This is a genomic window from Nocardia sp. NPDC049149 (assembly GCF_043197455.1).
In the GTDB taxonomy this organism is placed as follows: Bacteria; Actinomycetota; Actinomycetes; order Mycobacteriales; family Mycobacteriaceae; genus Nocardia.
The window spans coordinates 49,844-65,616 of record NZ_JBICTD010000008.1; the positions used below are offsets into that span (position 1 = coordinate 49,844).

The window sequence follows — 15,773 nt, forward strand, 5'->3', positions numbered from 1 at the left end:
GCACGAAATGTTTGTTGCTGCATGAGCGAGTCCTCTGTTCCGGTGTCGATGACAGGCATCAGCTGTCGCGCTGTCTGATATGTCGATCCAATTCGCGGCAAGTACGGGTCCACTGGCTGCCGCGAACTCATCGGGATCGTGCAAGGGCTCATCCGGATGGACGTCGTTCCTATCCGGCGTAAAAGGCGCCCAGGGGGGCGGGGCTGTGCTGGCATACGTCCCGACACCTGCTAACACGGCAAGTGTAGCGATAAGTGACCTGTTAACGCAACAGTTGTCTTGATAAGGTGAGCGTGTGGACGCCGAATCCCGAGCTGGAACCGATGATGCCCAGCCACGACCTGCCCGTCTGCGTGCCGGAGGCCGCAGTGAACGGGTACGTCGCGCGGTTGCCGAAGCAGGGCTCGCACTCCTGCAGGAAGGGCGGATCGACTTCAGCGTCGCCGAGGTCGCCGAACGGGCCGGTGTGCACCGCACGACGGTCTATCGATGGTGGCCCACACCGGCCGAGCTGGTGCGTGAGGCGATGACCGTGCACACCGCTCGTCTTGTCGTCCCCGACACCGGAAGCTGGGACGAGGACGTTCTCGCACTGTGCGTGCAACTCGCGGAGTTCTTCGCCGACCCGGTCGAGATCGCCATCAACGCCGTCATGGCCAGCGGTTCCCATCCCGAGCTGAACACGATCCAGGTCCAACACTGGGATCCGATATCGCTGGAGTTCGCCACACTGATCGAGCGCGCCAAACGCCGCGGAGAAGTCACCGCCGACGCAGACCCCGAGATCGTCCTGAACCTGCTGACCGCCCCCCTGCTCATGCACACCGTGATGCTGCACTCCCAGCCCGCCCCCGACCTCGTCCGAGGGATCGCCGCGGCGGTGTCACGAGCATTCAGCACGACACCCTCATCGGCAACAACACAACCCAGCTGAGACCACCAAAGCCCACCGATTCAACCCCGAACATGATGCCGCCCTCGCGGCGAATGCGGACTCACCGAGACCGTCATCGATACGCGCTACCGCACTCGTTCGGAGTTGCGCCGGTCCGGACCTGGTCGGCCGGGCACCTTCGACTCAGGCTCTGCGGACGGTGATGAGTGCGGCGGTGGTGGAGCGGTTGAGGATGATGAGTTTGGCGATGACGTCGTAGGGTTCGTAGTCGCCAGTTCTGGTGAGTAGGCGGATTCTGCCGAAGGCTCGCCCTGCGTCGAGGTCGCGTTGCATCCGTTGGACGATCGCTTGGTCGTCGGGGTGCACCTGTGGTCGGCCTTGACGTCGGATCTCGTCGTATTCCCATGCGAGGTCGGGGCAGGGTTCGCCGTACCAGCGCAGCAGACGAAGCGGTCGGAGTTCGAAGATCGCGCGATATTCGCCCGGCTCGGCGGTGGTTGCCGCGACCAATTCTGCGAGCATGATTGGTGACTCCGGGTCAAGGCGCTCTTCGGCCAGGCCGAGGTCGTGGGAGATTCCGCGGAGTATGCGCTCGGACGCGCTGCCGACAGCAGCGTCAGGGGGTGGCTCGGAAGTGATCCTGACGGCGAAGTTGACATCATGGCGTGTGCCATCAGGTCGCTTCTGCGGCCAGGTGGTTTGATGCCGGGTGCCAGGGGCGGCATTGATGACCTTGACGAGCGTCTCGGACGCGTCGGCGCCGGTTTCGAGCACGCTGAATGCTTCGGCGATCGTCCATTCCTTGGGTTGGTGTTCCTCGGTCGAGCCTTCGGGGACGAGACCTTTGCTTCGAGTCACTGTGCCTCGGGTCAGGTTCCATACGAAGGCCCAGGCGCGATTGTGCGAAGGAACTGACGTCTCAGTGAGGTCGGCGGAGCGTAGCCACACTCCGTGAACTTGACCCCAGTCGTTGCAGATGGGTTCGGCAGTTGCGCGCTTATCTCCGGGTAGATCAGTCTGTTGTTGCTCGGCAGACTCGCAGACGTTCGAGATGAGTGCGGCCAGAGCGTCCTTCGCCTTGCTACGCTTGAAGAAAGATTCGATCGGCACCATGGCTTTGACCGCGCTCCCTTGCGCTATCACCGACGGGGCGCGTTGATCCAAGGTTTCAATCAGCAACCAGCTGCTCGGCATATTTCGAAGATTAGCATTCTTGCTAACAGACGAATGGAATGAACCGTGCTACCTGCGTCCGCGGAGTGCATCTCATTGCCACGCAACTTCTTTCAGGAGCCGTACGATTTCTATCGTGTACTGAATGAAAAAGGGTCGTTTCATCCGGTAGTTCTCGACAACGGCATGCGTGTCTGGTTAGTGACCGGGTTTGAGCTTGCTGGAGAGCTGCTGCGAAATCCTGCTCTCTGCAAGGATGCTCGTACGACCGCAGGTGTGGCGGCGCGATCAGGGGCAGGTCGCAGTGGGGCGACGACAGTAAGCAGCGGGATCACCGCGCACATGCTCAATTCTGATCCGCCGCGACATACGAGGTTGCGGCGCATCGTGTCGTCTGCATTCACACCCGCGCGTGTGGCGGCGTTACGACCGCGCGTTGTCGAGATCTCGGACGGTCTGCTCGACCAGATGGCGCGCTCTGGGCCCGCCCCGGTCGATCTGATCGAGGAATATGCGGCGCCGATCCCGATAACGGTCATCTGCGAGCTGCTGGGTGTGCCGGTGGCCGACCGCAAGACGTTTCGAGAGTGGACAAACACGGTCATTGACGTCGTAGTTTCCGACCCGGAGGCGGTTGCACGCGATAGCCGGAGCCTGGAGCGCTACGTGCACGGACTGGTTGAGGAGCGTCGGCGAAGTCCGCGAGATGACCTCATCTCGGCCTTGGTCGCCGCGGGAGGGGTAGACGAGCGGCTTTCCGATACGGAGCTGGTGTCGACAGTTTTTCTGATCCTGGTGGCAGGGCATGAAACTACGGTCAACCTCATTGCCAACGCTGCTCTGGCCGTTGCTGATGGCACCGTGTCGGCGCACCGCGCCCTGGAGTCTCCTGAGCGGCTGGTCGAGGAAACGCTTCGGCACAATGGGCCGGTCAACGTCGCAACTCTTCGGTACGCGGGAGAAGACATACCGACCGCTTCTCACACGATTGGCCGAGGTGATGTCGTGCTCATCGCTTTGGCGGCTGCGGATCGAGATGAAAAGCGCTTCGTCTCTCCGGAGGTCTTCGATCTCGATCGTGAAGCCCGCGGTCATCTCGCGTTCGGTGGCGGCATCCATCAGTGTCTGGGAGCGGGTTTGGCGCGCATGGAAGGATCTATCGCGATTCGGCAGCTTCTTACCCGGTTTCCGGGCATTGGGTTGGCTGAGCCGAAAGGGCGCTGGCGGTCGAGCATACTTATTCGTGGCTTGGACCGCCTCATGGTCACGTTGGAATGACCTCGCATCTGGCAGTGCAATTTAAACCTTTGGTTGGATTATTTGACACATCCCATATTCCTGGTTTGTCTGAATCGACGTTACCGGATGTGTGTATTTTTTTGCAGCGACTTGCTGTGAAATTCCTTGCGTGAGGCGTGTTTCAAGGTCTATAACCGTAGGAGCAACGTTCCCGCAGCCAGCGGGGTCCTGGCGCATCGATGTCGGTGTACCTTGTAGCGTTCAGCAAGTCGACGATCCGGAGCGGGTACTACGCGGAGGATGTCGCTTCACTGCTGCAGGGTGTGTGCCATGACCACCTCGATTGGAATTCACGCGAATTTGCCGATGACGGCGGCGTCAGTCGTTGCTCGAAGCTCGCATTGGCAAGCTGCCGCGGTTGTCACTCCTGCTGTCCGGTCCTATGTGAAAGATGCTGTCGCTGTTCGGTGCGTTGCAGGGCGCGACGTTGGACCACAGGGCATGCGGGCTTCGTACGCCGATGGCTCGGTCGCGGTGATCGTGGGCAGCCCACGAGTGGCGGGCTGTGGGCTCGAGGCGTCGGAGCCTTTGCCGGGAGTGCCGCATGTAGCGGTGCCGGCGGTCGATATCCTGCGCGAGTCGACGCGGGAGGGTGGCGGCCTACAGACGTGGTTGCGTACCAAATCGTCGCGTGGGGCAGAGGGTCTATGACTACCCCCGGCGTTCGTAGGTCATGTCCATCGCCGGGTGATATGCCTCGGCGACTTCCCTCCGAGTTGAACCGAGTGACGGGAACTTCGGAACGGTGCGAGTGGATAGTGGCTGAAACTCTCAGGGGCCCTTCGTATCCGACTGTTGTCGTTGATGGGAGATATCGACGACGATTCGGGAATCTGACGCGAACGAGCATTGCGAGAACGGCATCTCTGGTGCGAAGGCTCCCGACGGTCGTCGAGCAGTGTGCCACGACGGGGGAGCCTCAACTAGTGCCTGTACGGCTGCCCTCAGGCAGGACGAGTCGACTTGTGACGCTTCCGGTGCAAGGACCGGAGGGCACCGTCTATGCGGTGCTCGTGTGGGCTGGACCTGCTTCGTGTACTCCGTCATCGCCGTCACCTGTCGGAACGCTCGAGTGGAATGCGCGTACCGGGGTTGCGACCTCCAGTGCTGAGGCAGAACGCATGCTTGGTCTAGCACGGCCGGGCGAGCGCCGAGATCGTACTCTCGCCGACCTGATGTGCCGCTTCGAATGGTGGGAGGATCGAGCGGGATTCCTGGCATTGTTCGACTCGTCCGACTCGGCGGACGGGTGGACGGGAACCGCGACCATAGCGGGCCCGGCGCAGGGTAGTCGCCGCCACATATATGTGGCGGCGCGGCGGTTTCGGTCGACTGCGGGACACTCCGTGCGCGCGGTGGTTCACGATCTCACCGAGTTGGAGCCGCCACCAAGATTTGATATTCATGCTGTTGCCCTGCGGCGCATACCGACTCGGGAAGGCCACGCGATCGGGCTGACCGATGTGAGAAGCTGGCTGGTCCACGATTGGATTTCGATCGACGACACGCCACTATGTCAGTGGCGACACCAGGATCCTGAAATCCATTCAGACGATGTGGAATCCATAGCCCGGTGTCGCGCATCCTTGCTCGCTGGTGCTGAATCGGTCGGCTGTACTATCCGTGTTCGCTTCTCCGGGCACGACCAGTGGCGCGTGGTCTGGGCCGAATGGAGGCTGCTGTCGCGCGAAGAGCGACTACAGGCGATCTTCGACATCACTTGGGATCCTTGATGAGCCAGCGGATGTCGAGAGGTGAGCTCGGGAACCTCGGCAGTACACGCTATTAGCGTTGGACTACGTTCTTGACTCTTGTTGCTCTTGATAAATTTAGGTATATTGGATCCTCCCCCCATTATCGAGGGAATGCCCGGCACCCGCGACTGCGGAACCGGATGAAGGCCGGACGATTCAGACGCTAATCTCATGTTGCTCCCGCGTCGTGGTTTCGTAGACGTGTACGCGGCGAGCGCTATCGGCCGGTATGGCACACTCTGCGCTCGGCTTTGAGGCCAATCCACTTCCAACACAGGAAGTTTCGATTCTCGTCAGGCTGGGCAGAAGAGGGGGTCGCTATGAACCATCTCTCGTTACAACGTGCTGCGCTCATGGATATAGTTACCGCGGACGCGGATGAGCCACTGGCTCAATGCGATCGGCGGCGCCCGGTTGTCTTACGGGATACGGGACTTAGTGAGCGCCTGGAACGGCTGTACGACGTGAAGGTCGATGAAGACCGACGTATGCGGCGATTGGTTCATGAACGTCGTCGACTGCAAGGTGAAGGGATGCGGTCGCGCGATTGTGGGTTGCGACAGCATCGAGCCGCAAATCCAATTGAGGGATAGGCGCTTCGAGCGTGATCAGCGAGATGTCTGTGCCTATTCGGTATGGCGGTAGTTCAAAGGCTCGAGATGGCTTGCGAGCTACATCGGCGGAGGTGGTTGAATGAGCGATGGTCCGGCAGGTTCGAACAGTGTTCCGGGTGAGCGGGTTTTGCGGATCCGGGAAATCAGTGCTCGCACGGGAGATAGCCCCGATCGGATCCGTCATCTGCGTGTCGTCGGGCATGAATTGTATTCGCGGGCTTGGAAATCGGGACTCGCGAAGAATTCGCCGCTGAAGTTGGAAGCTTCGGCCGTCGATGCCTGGGTGGCGCAGCAGAAGCGATCGACCAGTCGAGATGCCTCGTGATGGCGGCAGGTGAGCTTTTGGGAGGACGAGCTCTTGCGATCCGGGCACTGACGGCTGGAATCGTGACCCCTTTATGGGTCACGGGGGTACTGACGTGCAGTGGCGTGGCCGGCGGAAGTCCTTGGCTTGGTGGAGGATCGAACGGCGCGGATTGCCCCGCGGTGGTCGGTGTGTTTCTACCCGGTACTTGGGAAACGAATGCACGAGCGGATGAAACCCGGCCAGTCGGGCTCCTGGGATCGGTGGCTACACGTCTATCAGAGCAGTTCGGTGGCAGGTTCGCCTTTCGGTTCCCGGCGTATGCGGCCGCGGCATTCGATGGGATGGCGTACGGGAACAGCAAGGCTACCGGGGTAGCCGCAGCCGGTCGGGTCGTCGAGGATTTCGGACAGCGCTGTGGTGCAACGAAGTTCGTGTTGGCCGGCTATTCGCAGGGCGCTGATGCGATGGGTGACCTTGCTGCGTCGATCGGCTGCTCCGGCGCTCCGATCGGTGCGGATCGTGTACTGGCGGTCGGACTGATCGCCGACCCGCGTCACGGAACAAGCGGCGGGAAGCTCATCGGTCCACAGGTCGAGGGTGAAGGTATCGCGGGCCCACGCCCAGGTGGGTTCTGCGCTCTGTCCGCGGTTACGGCCGAAATATGCGCGCAGCAGGATAAATACTGCGCCACAAACACTTCGAACAACCCGATCCTGGCCGGGTTGGGGAGATTCCTGTCGCAGCCAATCGGAAATGCGACTGGCATCAGCCAAGAGCCTGGCTCAGGTGCAGGGACGGTCGAGTCGCTGGTCTCGGACGTCAGCCGCGTCGACTTTTCCAGTGTGCGGTCAGCGATCGAAAAGGTCATCGCGTCGGCCGGACAAGGACAGGCCGACGCGAGAGGCCTGCCTGCCGCAGTCCGCGACGCGGAGGCAGCATTAGGACCGCTTGGTGAGCTGGCGTCATGGGTGAAGGCGAACCCCGGGGCGGTGGCCGCGCTGGCGAACGGCGCTCCGGGCTCACCCGAACGGCTCGCTGGCGATGTCGTCGAGGGACTGTCGCACTCGGACATACCAGCTGCGATGCAATCGTTGTCCGCTCTAAGCGACAGCGCTGACGGCGCGCTGAACAGCGGCGAGGAGACGGGCGATTCGCGCCGGCTGGCGTCGGCGACTGCGCCGTTGATTAATCCGATGGCCTCGTCCACGCCGGATCCGTTGTCTCAAGCATCCCGGGCGTTGGGCATTCTCAAGCCAGCGGTCGTAGTCGATCAGGTGAGCAATGTAGCCACACATGGTTTGGCCTTCGCGAAGAACGTACCTGTGATCGTGGAGACGGTCTCGCAGATCATCGCCGCGATCACCGAGGCCAATGAAGTGCCGGCGAAGGTGAAGAGGCTGCACGCGCTGTTCGGCGAGCTGAACGCTCTATTCAGGCCTCTAATGGTGATGGCTGAGGGCGTCGATCTGCGGACGGTGTCGCAGCTGGTTGCGATGATCCCGGACACCACAGGCGCGGCGCAGGCTGCGTCGGTGCTGGTCGGGTTACTAGACAATCTAAACATCGTTGCGTTGGCGCGACAGGTCGGACAGTTGCAGGAGGACCTGTGGGGCATTGCGGAGGCGATCGCTGACGGCGGTGACTTGGTAGCGATAGGGACCAGGGTGGTCGGGATGGTCCCGACGATGCTCGGATTCGCAACTGTGGCGGTAAACGCCCTCTCAGGGACGGGCGGAAAGACTAACGGCGCCGTGGGAGTTGGTGCTGGGGATGTGAGCGAGGTAGCTCGCACATTTGTTGACGGTGCGACTGGGCAGGGTGGTGCTGCGCTGGCGCAGTTGGTATCGGAAGGGCTCACCGCGGCGGACTTCTTTACTTCCGGTGTCCATCAGGACTATCAGCACTACCTCGTCGACGGACAGCGCAACGCCGTTGACTGGCTTACCGATTGGTTCGCCGCGCGCATCCGCAATGTCACCGGAGTGGTGTGATGGCGGCTCCGATGATCGCTGTGATCGGTTTGGGTGGTGTGGCGATGATGGGCGTTGTCGTGTTGCTGCTGGGGGCAGGAGATCGGCAGCCCGTGGCGCCGAATTGTCTGCCGAATGTCCCGCGCACTCACCAGCGGGTAGCGACCGGGGGTGTGGTGATGCCGCTGACGCCGGGTAGCTACACAGTGTCATCGCCGTTCGGGATGCGCGAGGGCGGGATGCACCGCGGCGTCGACTTCGCGGCGGAGCTGGGTACGCCCATCTTTGCCGCCACGAGCGGCCGAGTCGTGGCGGCAGGCAGGGCTGACGGGTTCGGGCACTGGATCGTCATTGACACCGCTTATGGCGGTGCGCCGTTGTCAACGGTCTACGGGCACATGAGATCCGGGGGAATCTTCGTCAAGGAAGGTGATGAGGTAAGCGCCGGACAGCCTATCGGTGCTGTCGGCGACGACGGTGAATCCAGCGGTCCACATCTACATTTCGAAGTCGTGCCCGGCGGACGCTTGACCGGCGGGCAGCAAATCGACCCGGCGCCATGGCTCGATGAGGGAACAAAATACGCGGCGGCGCCAGCGATGCGATCGGTGGCCGACGATGAAGTGGCGACGCTGAAGAGGACTTCGCGCTCGCGATGGGTTGCGGGGCCCGACATTCGGTCCCGGGTGTGCGCGCCGGAGCACAGCGCTGGAGTTGGGAATTCGCTGCAGGCCGGGTCCGTGCCCGAAGAGTACGACATGTGGATTCGTAAGGCGGCGGGCACGTGTCCGGAAGTGACTGCACCGTTGTTGGCCGCAGAGTTGAAGCAGGAGTCAGGATTTCAGAAGTTCGCGCGGTCACCGGCGGGTGCTCTGGGCCCAGCGCAGTTCATGCCAGATACGTGGGCGCGCCACGGAGTCGACGGTGACGGTGACGGGCAAACCGATATCTACTCGGTGGCAGATGCGGTGATGTCGCAGGCAGCGTACGCGTGCTCATTGGTAGAAATCGCGAAAGCTGGCCTGGCAGAAGGCACGTTGCGCGGTGACCTGACCGAGCTGTGGCTCAGCATGTACAACTGCGGACCCGAGGGCACCCTGCGTCAAGGCGGCGTGTGCCAGAACGCCGAGACCCAGAGCTATGTGAAAGCCATTCCACGCATGGCCGCCCAGTATGCCGCGGTTGGCAGAGCACCTGGCGGTAAGGGGCTAACGGCTGCAGCACCGAGCTGAGCACGGCAGAAAGCGAGGTGATCGCTGGTGGACATTCCGGCAACGACGGGCAACAGGGGCGTGCGGTCCCCATCGATCATCACTTGAAGGAGGTGGTTATGGACAACAGCAACGTCCCAGGCGTCGAGGATGCGACTACCGAGATGGAATACACCGCTGAGCGGCCAGTAGATCTGCGGCGGCAGCGCCTCCGTCCGCCGTCCGCTCCGAGGACCGAGCTCGACAACGAGGAGTCGCCGCCTCAAAGCGTCGAAGGAGCATCGGGGGCGGCGAACGATCCGTACGGAGTTGGAGAAGCGAATCTTTCGGCGACTCCGCCGTCAGTACTCGATGTCGCGGCGGCACGAGAGATCCGGCTGTCGATGTTGCTGCGTCCGGCACCAGGGGCGGAAACCGATCCGGCTCAGTGGGGATGGCGCGGCAAGGCGAACGCAGTCGGTTTGCGATTGAAGCCTCGCCGATCTGGCCCGGAGGTGGCGTATCGGCGTGCGGTGGAACGGATTAGGCAACCGCTGCCTGGGACACCGGTGATTACGGTGGCCAATGGCAAGGGCGGGTCTGGAGTGACCCCGGTGACGGTGGTGTTGTCGGCGTTGTTCGGACGCTTCCGCGGCGGTCAAGTGGTGGCGTGGGACGCCAATGAAGCGTGTGGCACTCTAGCTGCTCGCGCAGCGGCATGCAGCGGACCAGAAACCGTGTGGGACGTTCTTGCGCACGCGCGCGAGCTGTGCTCAACCAACGGAGACGCCTCGGCGCTCGGGCGAATGCTACAGCGACAACCAAGCTTGGACGAGGTGCTGGCCTCGGACCAAACCCCCGGTGGCAGTGTGAATGTGGGTCGCGATGAATGTGCGGCGATCATGGCGGTGCTGCGGCGGCATCGTTCGATGATCCTTGTCGACACTGGTGACAACGAACGAGCACCCGCATTTCGTTGGATGATCGAGAACAGTACGCAGCTCGTGGTGCCGGTGGTGTGCCGCCGCGATGTGGTCGTGGCCGCGCTACGGCTGCTTGATGGCATTGCCGACAGCGGACATGAGGCCCTAGCCACCCGCGCGGTCATTGTGCTTGCCGACAGCGGTGACATCGGTCGAACTGAAGTCATCGAGGCTCTCGAAGGATCGGGTATCGGGCGAGTCTTGCGTGTTCCACATGACCCGACGTTGGCTGGCGGCGAGCGGATCGTGGTATCGCGGCTGAGCCGACCGTCGCTGGGGGCGTGGGCGCAAGTTGCAGCGGCGATCGCCGACACAGTCGCGGAAACCCTCGCAGCACAACACGCACCGATCGAGACAGAGTTTGTTCCTGACTCGCGGCGACTCGGGGATGGGCCTGACTCGTCGACGCATTCGCGGCTGCTGGCCTATGCGCTGCACCAAGGTACGGGATCGCGGGGGAGTCGTTACCAGGCGCCGGAGTGGGCCGACCGCAGCGACGGCAACGGCCTTGATTGGTAGCCCGGCGCACCGATCCGTCGATCGACGGTTGATGGCTTCAGGCAGGAGGTGGATTGCGATGGTCGGTAAAAATATTGCGCCACAACGGCTAACGAAGTTCAGTCGTAGCAATGTTGTGGTTGGCCTAACGATCGGGTTAGCGCTCGTTTTAGCGGGAGTGCCGGAGGCATCGGCTCAGGGAATCCAAAATCCACTGAACGGGGTCAGCCCAGACTTCGGGTTGTTCGGCGGCGCCCTTGACGCGACGTGGAAACGAATAGTCGCGTTCGTATGGGCGTTGGTCATCATCGGCGCCTCTGTACGAGTGATCGTGGGCGCGTTCAAGGTCAAGCGAGCAAAGAGCCGCGGATACGCCAACGATCTATCCGAAGGGTCGGAAGAGCTTCAGGACGCCCTGATCTCGGTGGGCCTCGTTGCGGCCGCTTCACCACTCGTGGCGACCATTTTGTTTGTCGTCGGGGGATAGGAAGTGAGCCAAATCTTGTCGACTCCATGATCGATCTTGGGGGTGACCTGGACGGGAGGTGCGCCAAATGCAATGGAAGAAAGCAGGTTTCGCTGAGATCTCACCTGAATCGATAGGCAATGTTGAGGTTCGAGCGCGATCGGGCGCGGGCGGTGGACAAGCCGGTCGCGAACGGCCGACGAGAACAATGAGATGGCTGCTCCTTGGTGGAGGTGTTGCGTTGTCGGTGAGCCTGGCCGGACTGGTGATCGTTGGTTCGTGCGGTGGAGGTGGATCGACGGAGCAAGGATCCGCGGTGAAGGTACGGGTTGCGCACGGACCGACCGGCGTACGCGACGGTGTGCCGATCGGATACACGCGAGACGTCGAGGGCGCGGCGACCGCCGCAGTCAATACTGTGCAGGCCTTGACCCAAGCCGGGCAGGGTCGAATCACGATGGACGCGGTGCAGGCGGCATTGCTCGCACGTGATCCGGGACCTCACCTGCGAAGCTCGATGCGCATCGGGCGGGATCGCATTGCCAGTGCGGATGTGGTCAATCTCGTTCCGGCGGCAGTGAGCGTCACCGCTTTCACGCAGTCGGCTGCGCGAGTGGTGGTGTGGACCGTCGCGGTGTCGCGAACGGCGATCGCAGAAGGCGCGCCGATCTCAGTCGTGACCGCATGGGCGACCCACACCGTTGAGCTGGTGTGGGAACACGGGGACTGGAAGGCCAAAGACGCCGCCGGACAGGTCGGGCCGACCCCGGAGGAAGTCGTCGCACCGGGCATCGATTCCCCGCTGGGCAGGCCGCTTCAATCCGGCTACTACACCGTCTACGTCAACTAGGTGGGGGAAGCGATGAAGCGACACCGTGTAATAACCATGCTCGCCACCGTTGTATGCGCCTCAGTGATAGGCGTAGTCATTGGTAGCGCCACCGCAGGTGCGCAGCCTGCGGGACAACCGGGCGCGAAATCGTTGCCGAATGGCTTTCCCGCCGAGCTGCGGCAGTTCGTGGGCGGAAGCGATGAGTTCCGCACCGCACCATGGTTTTCCGGAGCCTGTGCGAACCGTGGCGGCGATATCGGCCGCTACGTCAACGAGGTGATGAACGTCGAGGACCGGCTGCTGTACTGGTCGGCCAGCGCCGAGCAGAAGAAGGCACTACTTGGGGGCGCGGATGCGGACGCGGCACGCAAGGTTGAGCAGGGGATCGAACCACCGAAAGAACTGCTTCCCAAGGTGTTTCCAGCCGGTGACGCCAATTTTCATCTGCCCACGCCGGCCTGCGCGGAAGATGTGAAGCGCTGGACAAAGCCAGCCTGGAACGCATGGGGCCTGGACTGGGCAAGCACCCCCGACCGGCAATCGATGCGTGAGATCACCAAGACAACCGGTGAGGACTTCGCGGCAGTGCCAGGCCAGGCATGGACCGACCCGTGCAGCATTCACCAGACCTACTGTGCTCACGCGTTTTTCGCCGATTGCACGCACGCTGACACTGCCACGGGTGACCTGGTGCGCTGCTTGGACTGGAACCGCGCGGTAGGAAGGCTGTTCGTCGGGGCCGCGCAGTGGCTGGACCGAAACACCTCCTTCGGCGACCGTCTCGGCAAAGCGATGTTCGGTGCGGCCGGTCAGTCAGCAGGCGCGGCGTTCACGAAAGCTTTTTCCTGGCTGTGGGACGCCACGACGAAAGTAGCCAGGTTCGTTGCCGATCCGCAGTCGGTGATCGATGACTGGGCCAACTCTTCGAAAGACAGCGCAGCTGAGTTGAGTGCCCGGGTGCTGGATGGGTTGGCGGCGACTGGCGGATTCGATCCCGGCGCAGCGTGGTTCCTGCGCTGGTATGGGCTCAGCACGGGAATCGGGGTGATGGTGATGGGAGTGATGACGCTGATGGCGTTGTGGCGGGCGGCATCTCGCGCGGAAACGGTGAAGACCATTGCGGCAGATCTGTTCGGCTATCTGCCTGCCGGGGTGTTGCTGATGCTGTTCGCACCCATGATCGCGGCCATGCTGGTCGAGGCCGCCAACCTCGCGTCAGAGGCAATCGCCCGTACAGCGGGGCCGGACATGGGTGAGATGATCAATCACCTCAAGCAGTTCACTGGTGAGCTCACCGCGACCGACCTCGCCGGGGGTGTCCTGGTGGGGCTGTTGTTGTTCCTGCTGCTGATCGTGTGTGCGCTGTCGGTTTTCGCGGGATTGCTGATGCACCAAGTCGCACTGCCGTGCCTGGCGGTGGCAGCCGGAATCGGGTTCGGCATGTGGGTGCACCCGCAATGGCGCAAGAAGGCGTTGCGACCGGTGCTGGTGTTCATCGCCATCGTCGCCTCCAAACCCCTGCTGTTTCTGCTGCTTGCCACGTTGACCGGCGTTATCGACGCAGGCCTGACCGACACGACCGGGCAGGAGAAACTGGGTACTCTGGGCCAACTGTGCCTGGTGGTGGTCGCTTTCGCGGTCGCTGGTCTGGCGCCGTGGTCGCTGCTGCGATACGCGCCGCTGCTGCCGTCCCGCTCGGACGCAGCAGGATTCGGCCAGTCCAGTTCACTGCTGGCCGGGGCAGTCGGCGGAGCCGGAACCGCAATGTGGTGGAGCAGCCGCGGCGTCGGCGGCCGCAGCGGGGGGATGCGCGCCCAGAGCGCCGGTGACGCAGAGGCAGGAGGCGAGGCACGCGGGAATCATGATCCGCAGTGGCGCACCGCCGACAGCAGTGATGGCCGCTCGGCAACCGAGTCCCGATTCGGACAGACCTTGGCCCGTAACACCGGTGGCAGTGTGGGGCGAGAGCGTGGGATCGGCGAGGCCGCACGCGCAGCGACGTCAACGACCAAACGGGTGGGCTCTGGTGTGCTTGCTGCAGGGATGGTCGCCGCGCCCGTCGCTGCCCAGGCCGCGAGTGGTGCCTTGAGCAAGGCCCGCTCGGTCGCCGAAGCGGCACCCGGCGACGCGGAATCGGACTCGCAATGAACACCGAGACACGGACCTCGATCCTGGGCGGAGAAATCGCCCGCCGCTCTTGGCTGGGCCTGCCGCGGCCGGTCCTGATCACCTGGGCCGCGACCATCGGTGCGGCAGTGGCGATCTACGTGCTCGGCGGCGGGCAACCGTGGGCCATCGGTGCGGCGATCATCGTGATGGCAGCGGTGTTCGCCGCCACGATGGAATGGCGCGACAAACCCTCCTGGGCAGCCCGCCACGCCCACACGATGCGGGTATGGGCCCGCCGACGGCGAGGTGAGCACATCTACCGCCATCAGGGTGACCCCTGCTACGGCGACCCGGACCGCGACCCGGGCTGGGCGCTGCCACCGCCATTGGGCAACACCGCACCTCTGCAGGTGGCTGGAACAGGGTTGGACGACATGTTCATCCTGCGCCATGCCAATCCCGGTGAGCGCCCGACATATTCGGTCACTCTGGCGGTCGACGGCGTCGCCGACGGGTTGCGGGGCGACGCCGCCTACGCGGCATCATCAACGGCGTTTGGCATGTTCTTGGCCCAGTTGGCACGCAGCAGCTCCCACATTCGCGGCATCCAGTTACTGCATCGCAGCGTCCCCCACGACATGACCCCACACATCCAATGGGCCGATGCGCGCGTCGCCTGCTTGACCGACGCCCGACTGGCTCCGGCGGTCGAATCCTACGGAGCGCTGATCGACCTGGCCTCACCGCTGGCGGAGGAACACAGATCCTTTGTGGTGCTGCGGATTCCGCAAACCGAAGCGTTCATGGCCGAGACTACCCGGCTGGCTCGAACCAAACACGCCAACACCCTAGCCGCCATCGCACAACTGGTCCGCGACGAAACCGAGCGCGCCACAAGACTTCTCGCACTCGCCGGGATGGGAAGAGTTGATGTCCTCGGTGAGCGCCGAGCCTGCGCGGTCATTCGGGCCTTTCTCGACCCCAGCTTCAAAATCGACCGCCATCGCGACGCGACGTGGGCCAGCTGCTGGCCCAGCTATATCGGCGGCCGCGACAGCGTCGCGATCGGTGCCGGCGGCCGCTGGCAGACCAGAGTCGGCTATATCCGCCCGCGCAGCATCGCAGCTGTCCCGTTGGGGCCGTTGTGGTTGGCGCCGTTGCTGACCGGTGTGGAAGCCGACCCCGGTGATGACGACACGGCCCCGGCACCGACCATTCGCACCGTCAGCGTCCGGCTGGATTTCGTGCCCGCTCACCGTGCCCGCGCCGCCGCACGCGGCGACTTCACCTCCGACCAAGCCCGCAAAGCCAAAGAGGCCAAACGCGGAAAACTCGACGACGGCTCGACCCAAGTCCTGGCCAGCGCCTCGGACCGGCGCCGTAACGACCTGGTACCTGGTTCGGGGCAACACGGCGCCATCTACGCCGCCATTATCGCGGTCACCGGTCGCGACGCCGATGATCTCGACCGCGCCTGCCTGCGCGTCACCGAAGCGGCGAACGAATCCGTCATCGCCGAAATCGACTGGGCACGAGGCGATCACGACGTCGCAATGTTCGCGACCCTGCCACTCGCGCGCGGTTTAGCCGCCACCCCCTATACCCGATGAGGAGGCCAACACCCATGCCACGACCACACACAACGCCCACTTCGGCGAGACATAACAGCATCCAGTCACGTTG

General features: G+C 63.2%; 12 protein-coding genes and 1 pseudogene. 12 read left to right on the forward strand and 1 reads right to left on the reverse strand.

What is annotated here, in order from left to right; genetic code table 11:
* Window positions 1-295 precede the first annotated feature (295 nt).
* On the forward strand, window positions 296-934 hold the full coding sequence (locus tag ACGFNJ_RS30005; RefSeq protein WP_393455520.1) for a TetR/AcrR family transcriptional regulator C-terminal ligand-binding domain-containing protein: 639 nt from the start codon (window positions 296-298) through the stop codon (window positions 932-934).
* A gap of 144 nt (window positions 935-1,078) precedes the next feature.
* Here the strand turns inward: ACGFNJ_RS30005 and ACGFNJ_RS30010 are convergent, their stop codons facing one another.
* Window positions 1,079-2,089, reverse strand: a complete 1,011-nt coding sequence (locus tag ACGFNJ_RS30010) for a GAF domain-containing protein (protein ID WP_393455523.1) — start codon at window positions 2,087-2,089, stop codon at window positions 1,079-1,081.
* Between the two features lie 75 nt (window positions 2,090-2,164).
* Between ACGFNJ_RS30010 and ACGFNJ_RS30015 the strand changes: the two genes are divergently transcribed.
* The 11 genes and pseudogenes from ACGFNJ_RS30015 (at window position 2,165) to ACGFNJ_RS30065 (ending at window position 15,700) form a co-directional block, all read left to right on the forward strand.
* Window positions 2,165-3,346, forward strand: coding sequence for a cytochrome P450 (locus tag ACGFNJ_RS30015; protein ID WP_393455526.1), 1,182 nt, complete (start codon window positions 2,165-2,167; stop codon window positions 3,344-3,346).
* Window positions 3,347-4,059: 713 nt separating this feature from the next.
* Window positions 4,060-4,398 (forward strand): annotated as a pseudogene (locus tag ACGFNJ_RS30020) (GAF domain-containing protein); the annotation flags it as partial.
* Window positions 4,399-4,713: 315 nt separating this feature from the next.
* Window positions 4,714-5,100, forward strand: a complete 387-nt coding sequence (locus ACGFNJ_RS30025) for a hypothetical protein (protein ID WP_393456524.1) — start codon at window positions 4,714-4,716, stop codon at window positions 5,098-5,100.
* A gap of 714 nt (window positions 5,101-5,814) precedes the next feature.
* Window positions 5,815-6,060: a hypothetical protein gene (locus tag ACGFNJ_RS30030; protein ID WP_393455529.1), complete on the forward strand. Its 246-nt coding sequence runs from the start codon at window positions 5,815-5,817 to the stop codon at window positions 6,058-6,060.
* Between the two features lie 161 nt (window positions 6,061-6,221).
* Window positions 6,222-8,033, forward strand: a complete 1,812-nt coding sequence (locus tag ACGFNJ_RS30035; RefSeq protein ID WP_393455532.1) for a cutinase family protein — start codon at window positions 6,222-6,224, stop codon at window positions 8,031-8,033.
* A gap of 11 nt (window positions 8,034-8,044) precedes the next feature.
* Complete coding sequence (locus ACGFNJ_RS30040) at window positions 8,045-9,244, forward strand: peptidoglycan DD-metalloendopeptidase family protein (RefSeq protein ID WP_393455535.1); 1,200 nt, start codon at window positions 8,045-8,047, stop codon at window positions 9,242-9,244.
* A gap of 98 nt (window positions 9,245-9,342) precedes the next feature.
* Window positions 9,343-10,704, forward strand: coding sequence for a hypothetical protein (locus tag ACGFNJ_RS30045; protein WP_393455538.1), 1,362 nt, complete (start codon window positions 9,343-9,345; stop codon window positions 10,702-10,704).
* A 58-nt stretch (window positions 10,705-10,762) separates the two neighbouring features.
* Window positions 10,763-11,170, forward strand: a complete 408-nt coding sequence (locus tag ACGFNJ_RS30050; RefSeq protein WP_393455541.1) for a hypothetical protein — start codon at window positions 10,763-10,765, stop codon at window positions 11,168-11,170.
* 295 nt (window positions 11,171-11,465) lie between these two features.
* Window positions 11,466-11,999, forward strand: a complete 534-nt coding sequence (locus ACGFNJ_RS30055) for a hypothetical protein (protein ID WP_393455544.1) — start codon at window positions 11,466-11,468, stop codon at window positions 11,997-11,999.
* Between the two features lie 168 nt (window positions 12,000-12,167).
* Complete coding sequence (locus tag ACGFNJ_RS30060; RefSeq protein ID WP_393455547.1) at window positions 12,168-14,129, forward strand: hypothetical protein; 1,962 nt, start codon at window positions 12,168-12,170, stop codon at window positions 14,127-14,129.
* The gene (locus ACGFNJ_RS30065) at window positions 14,126-15,700 is read left to right on the forward strand and encodes a hypothetical protein (protein ID WP_393455550.1); all 1,575 of its coding nucleotides are present in this window, start codon (window positions 14,126-14,128) and stop codon (window positions 15,698-15,700) included. The genes ACGFNJ_RS30060 and ACGFNJ_RS30065 overlap by 4 nt, the downstream gene beginning before the upstream one ends.
* Window positions 15,701-15,773: the final 73 nt, after the last annotated feature.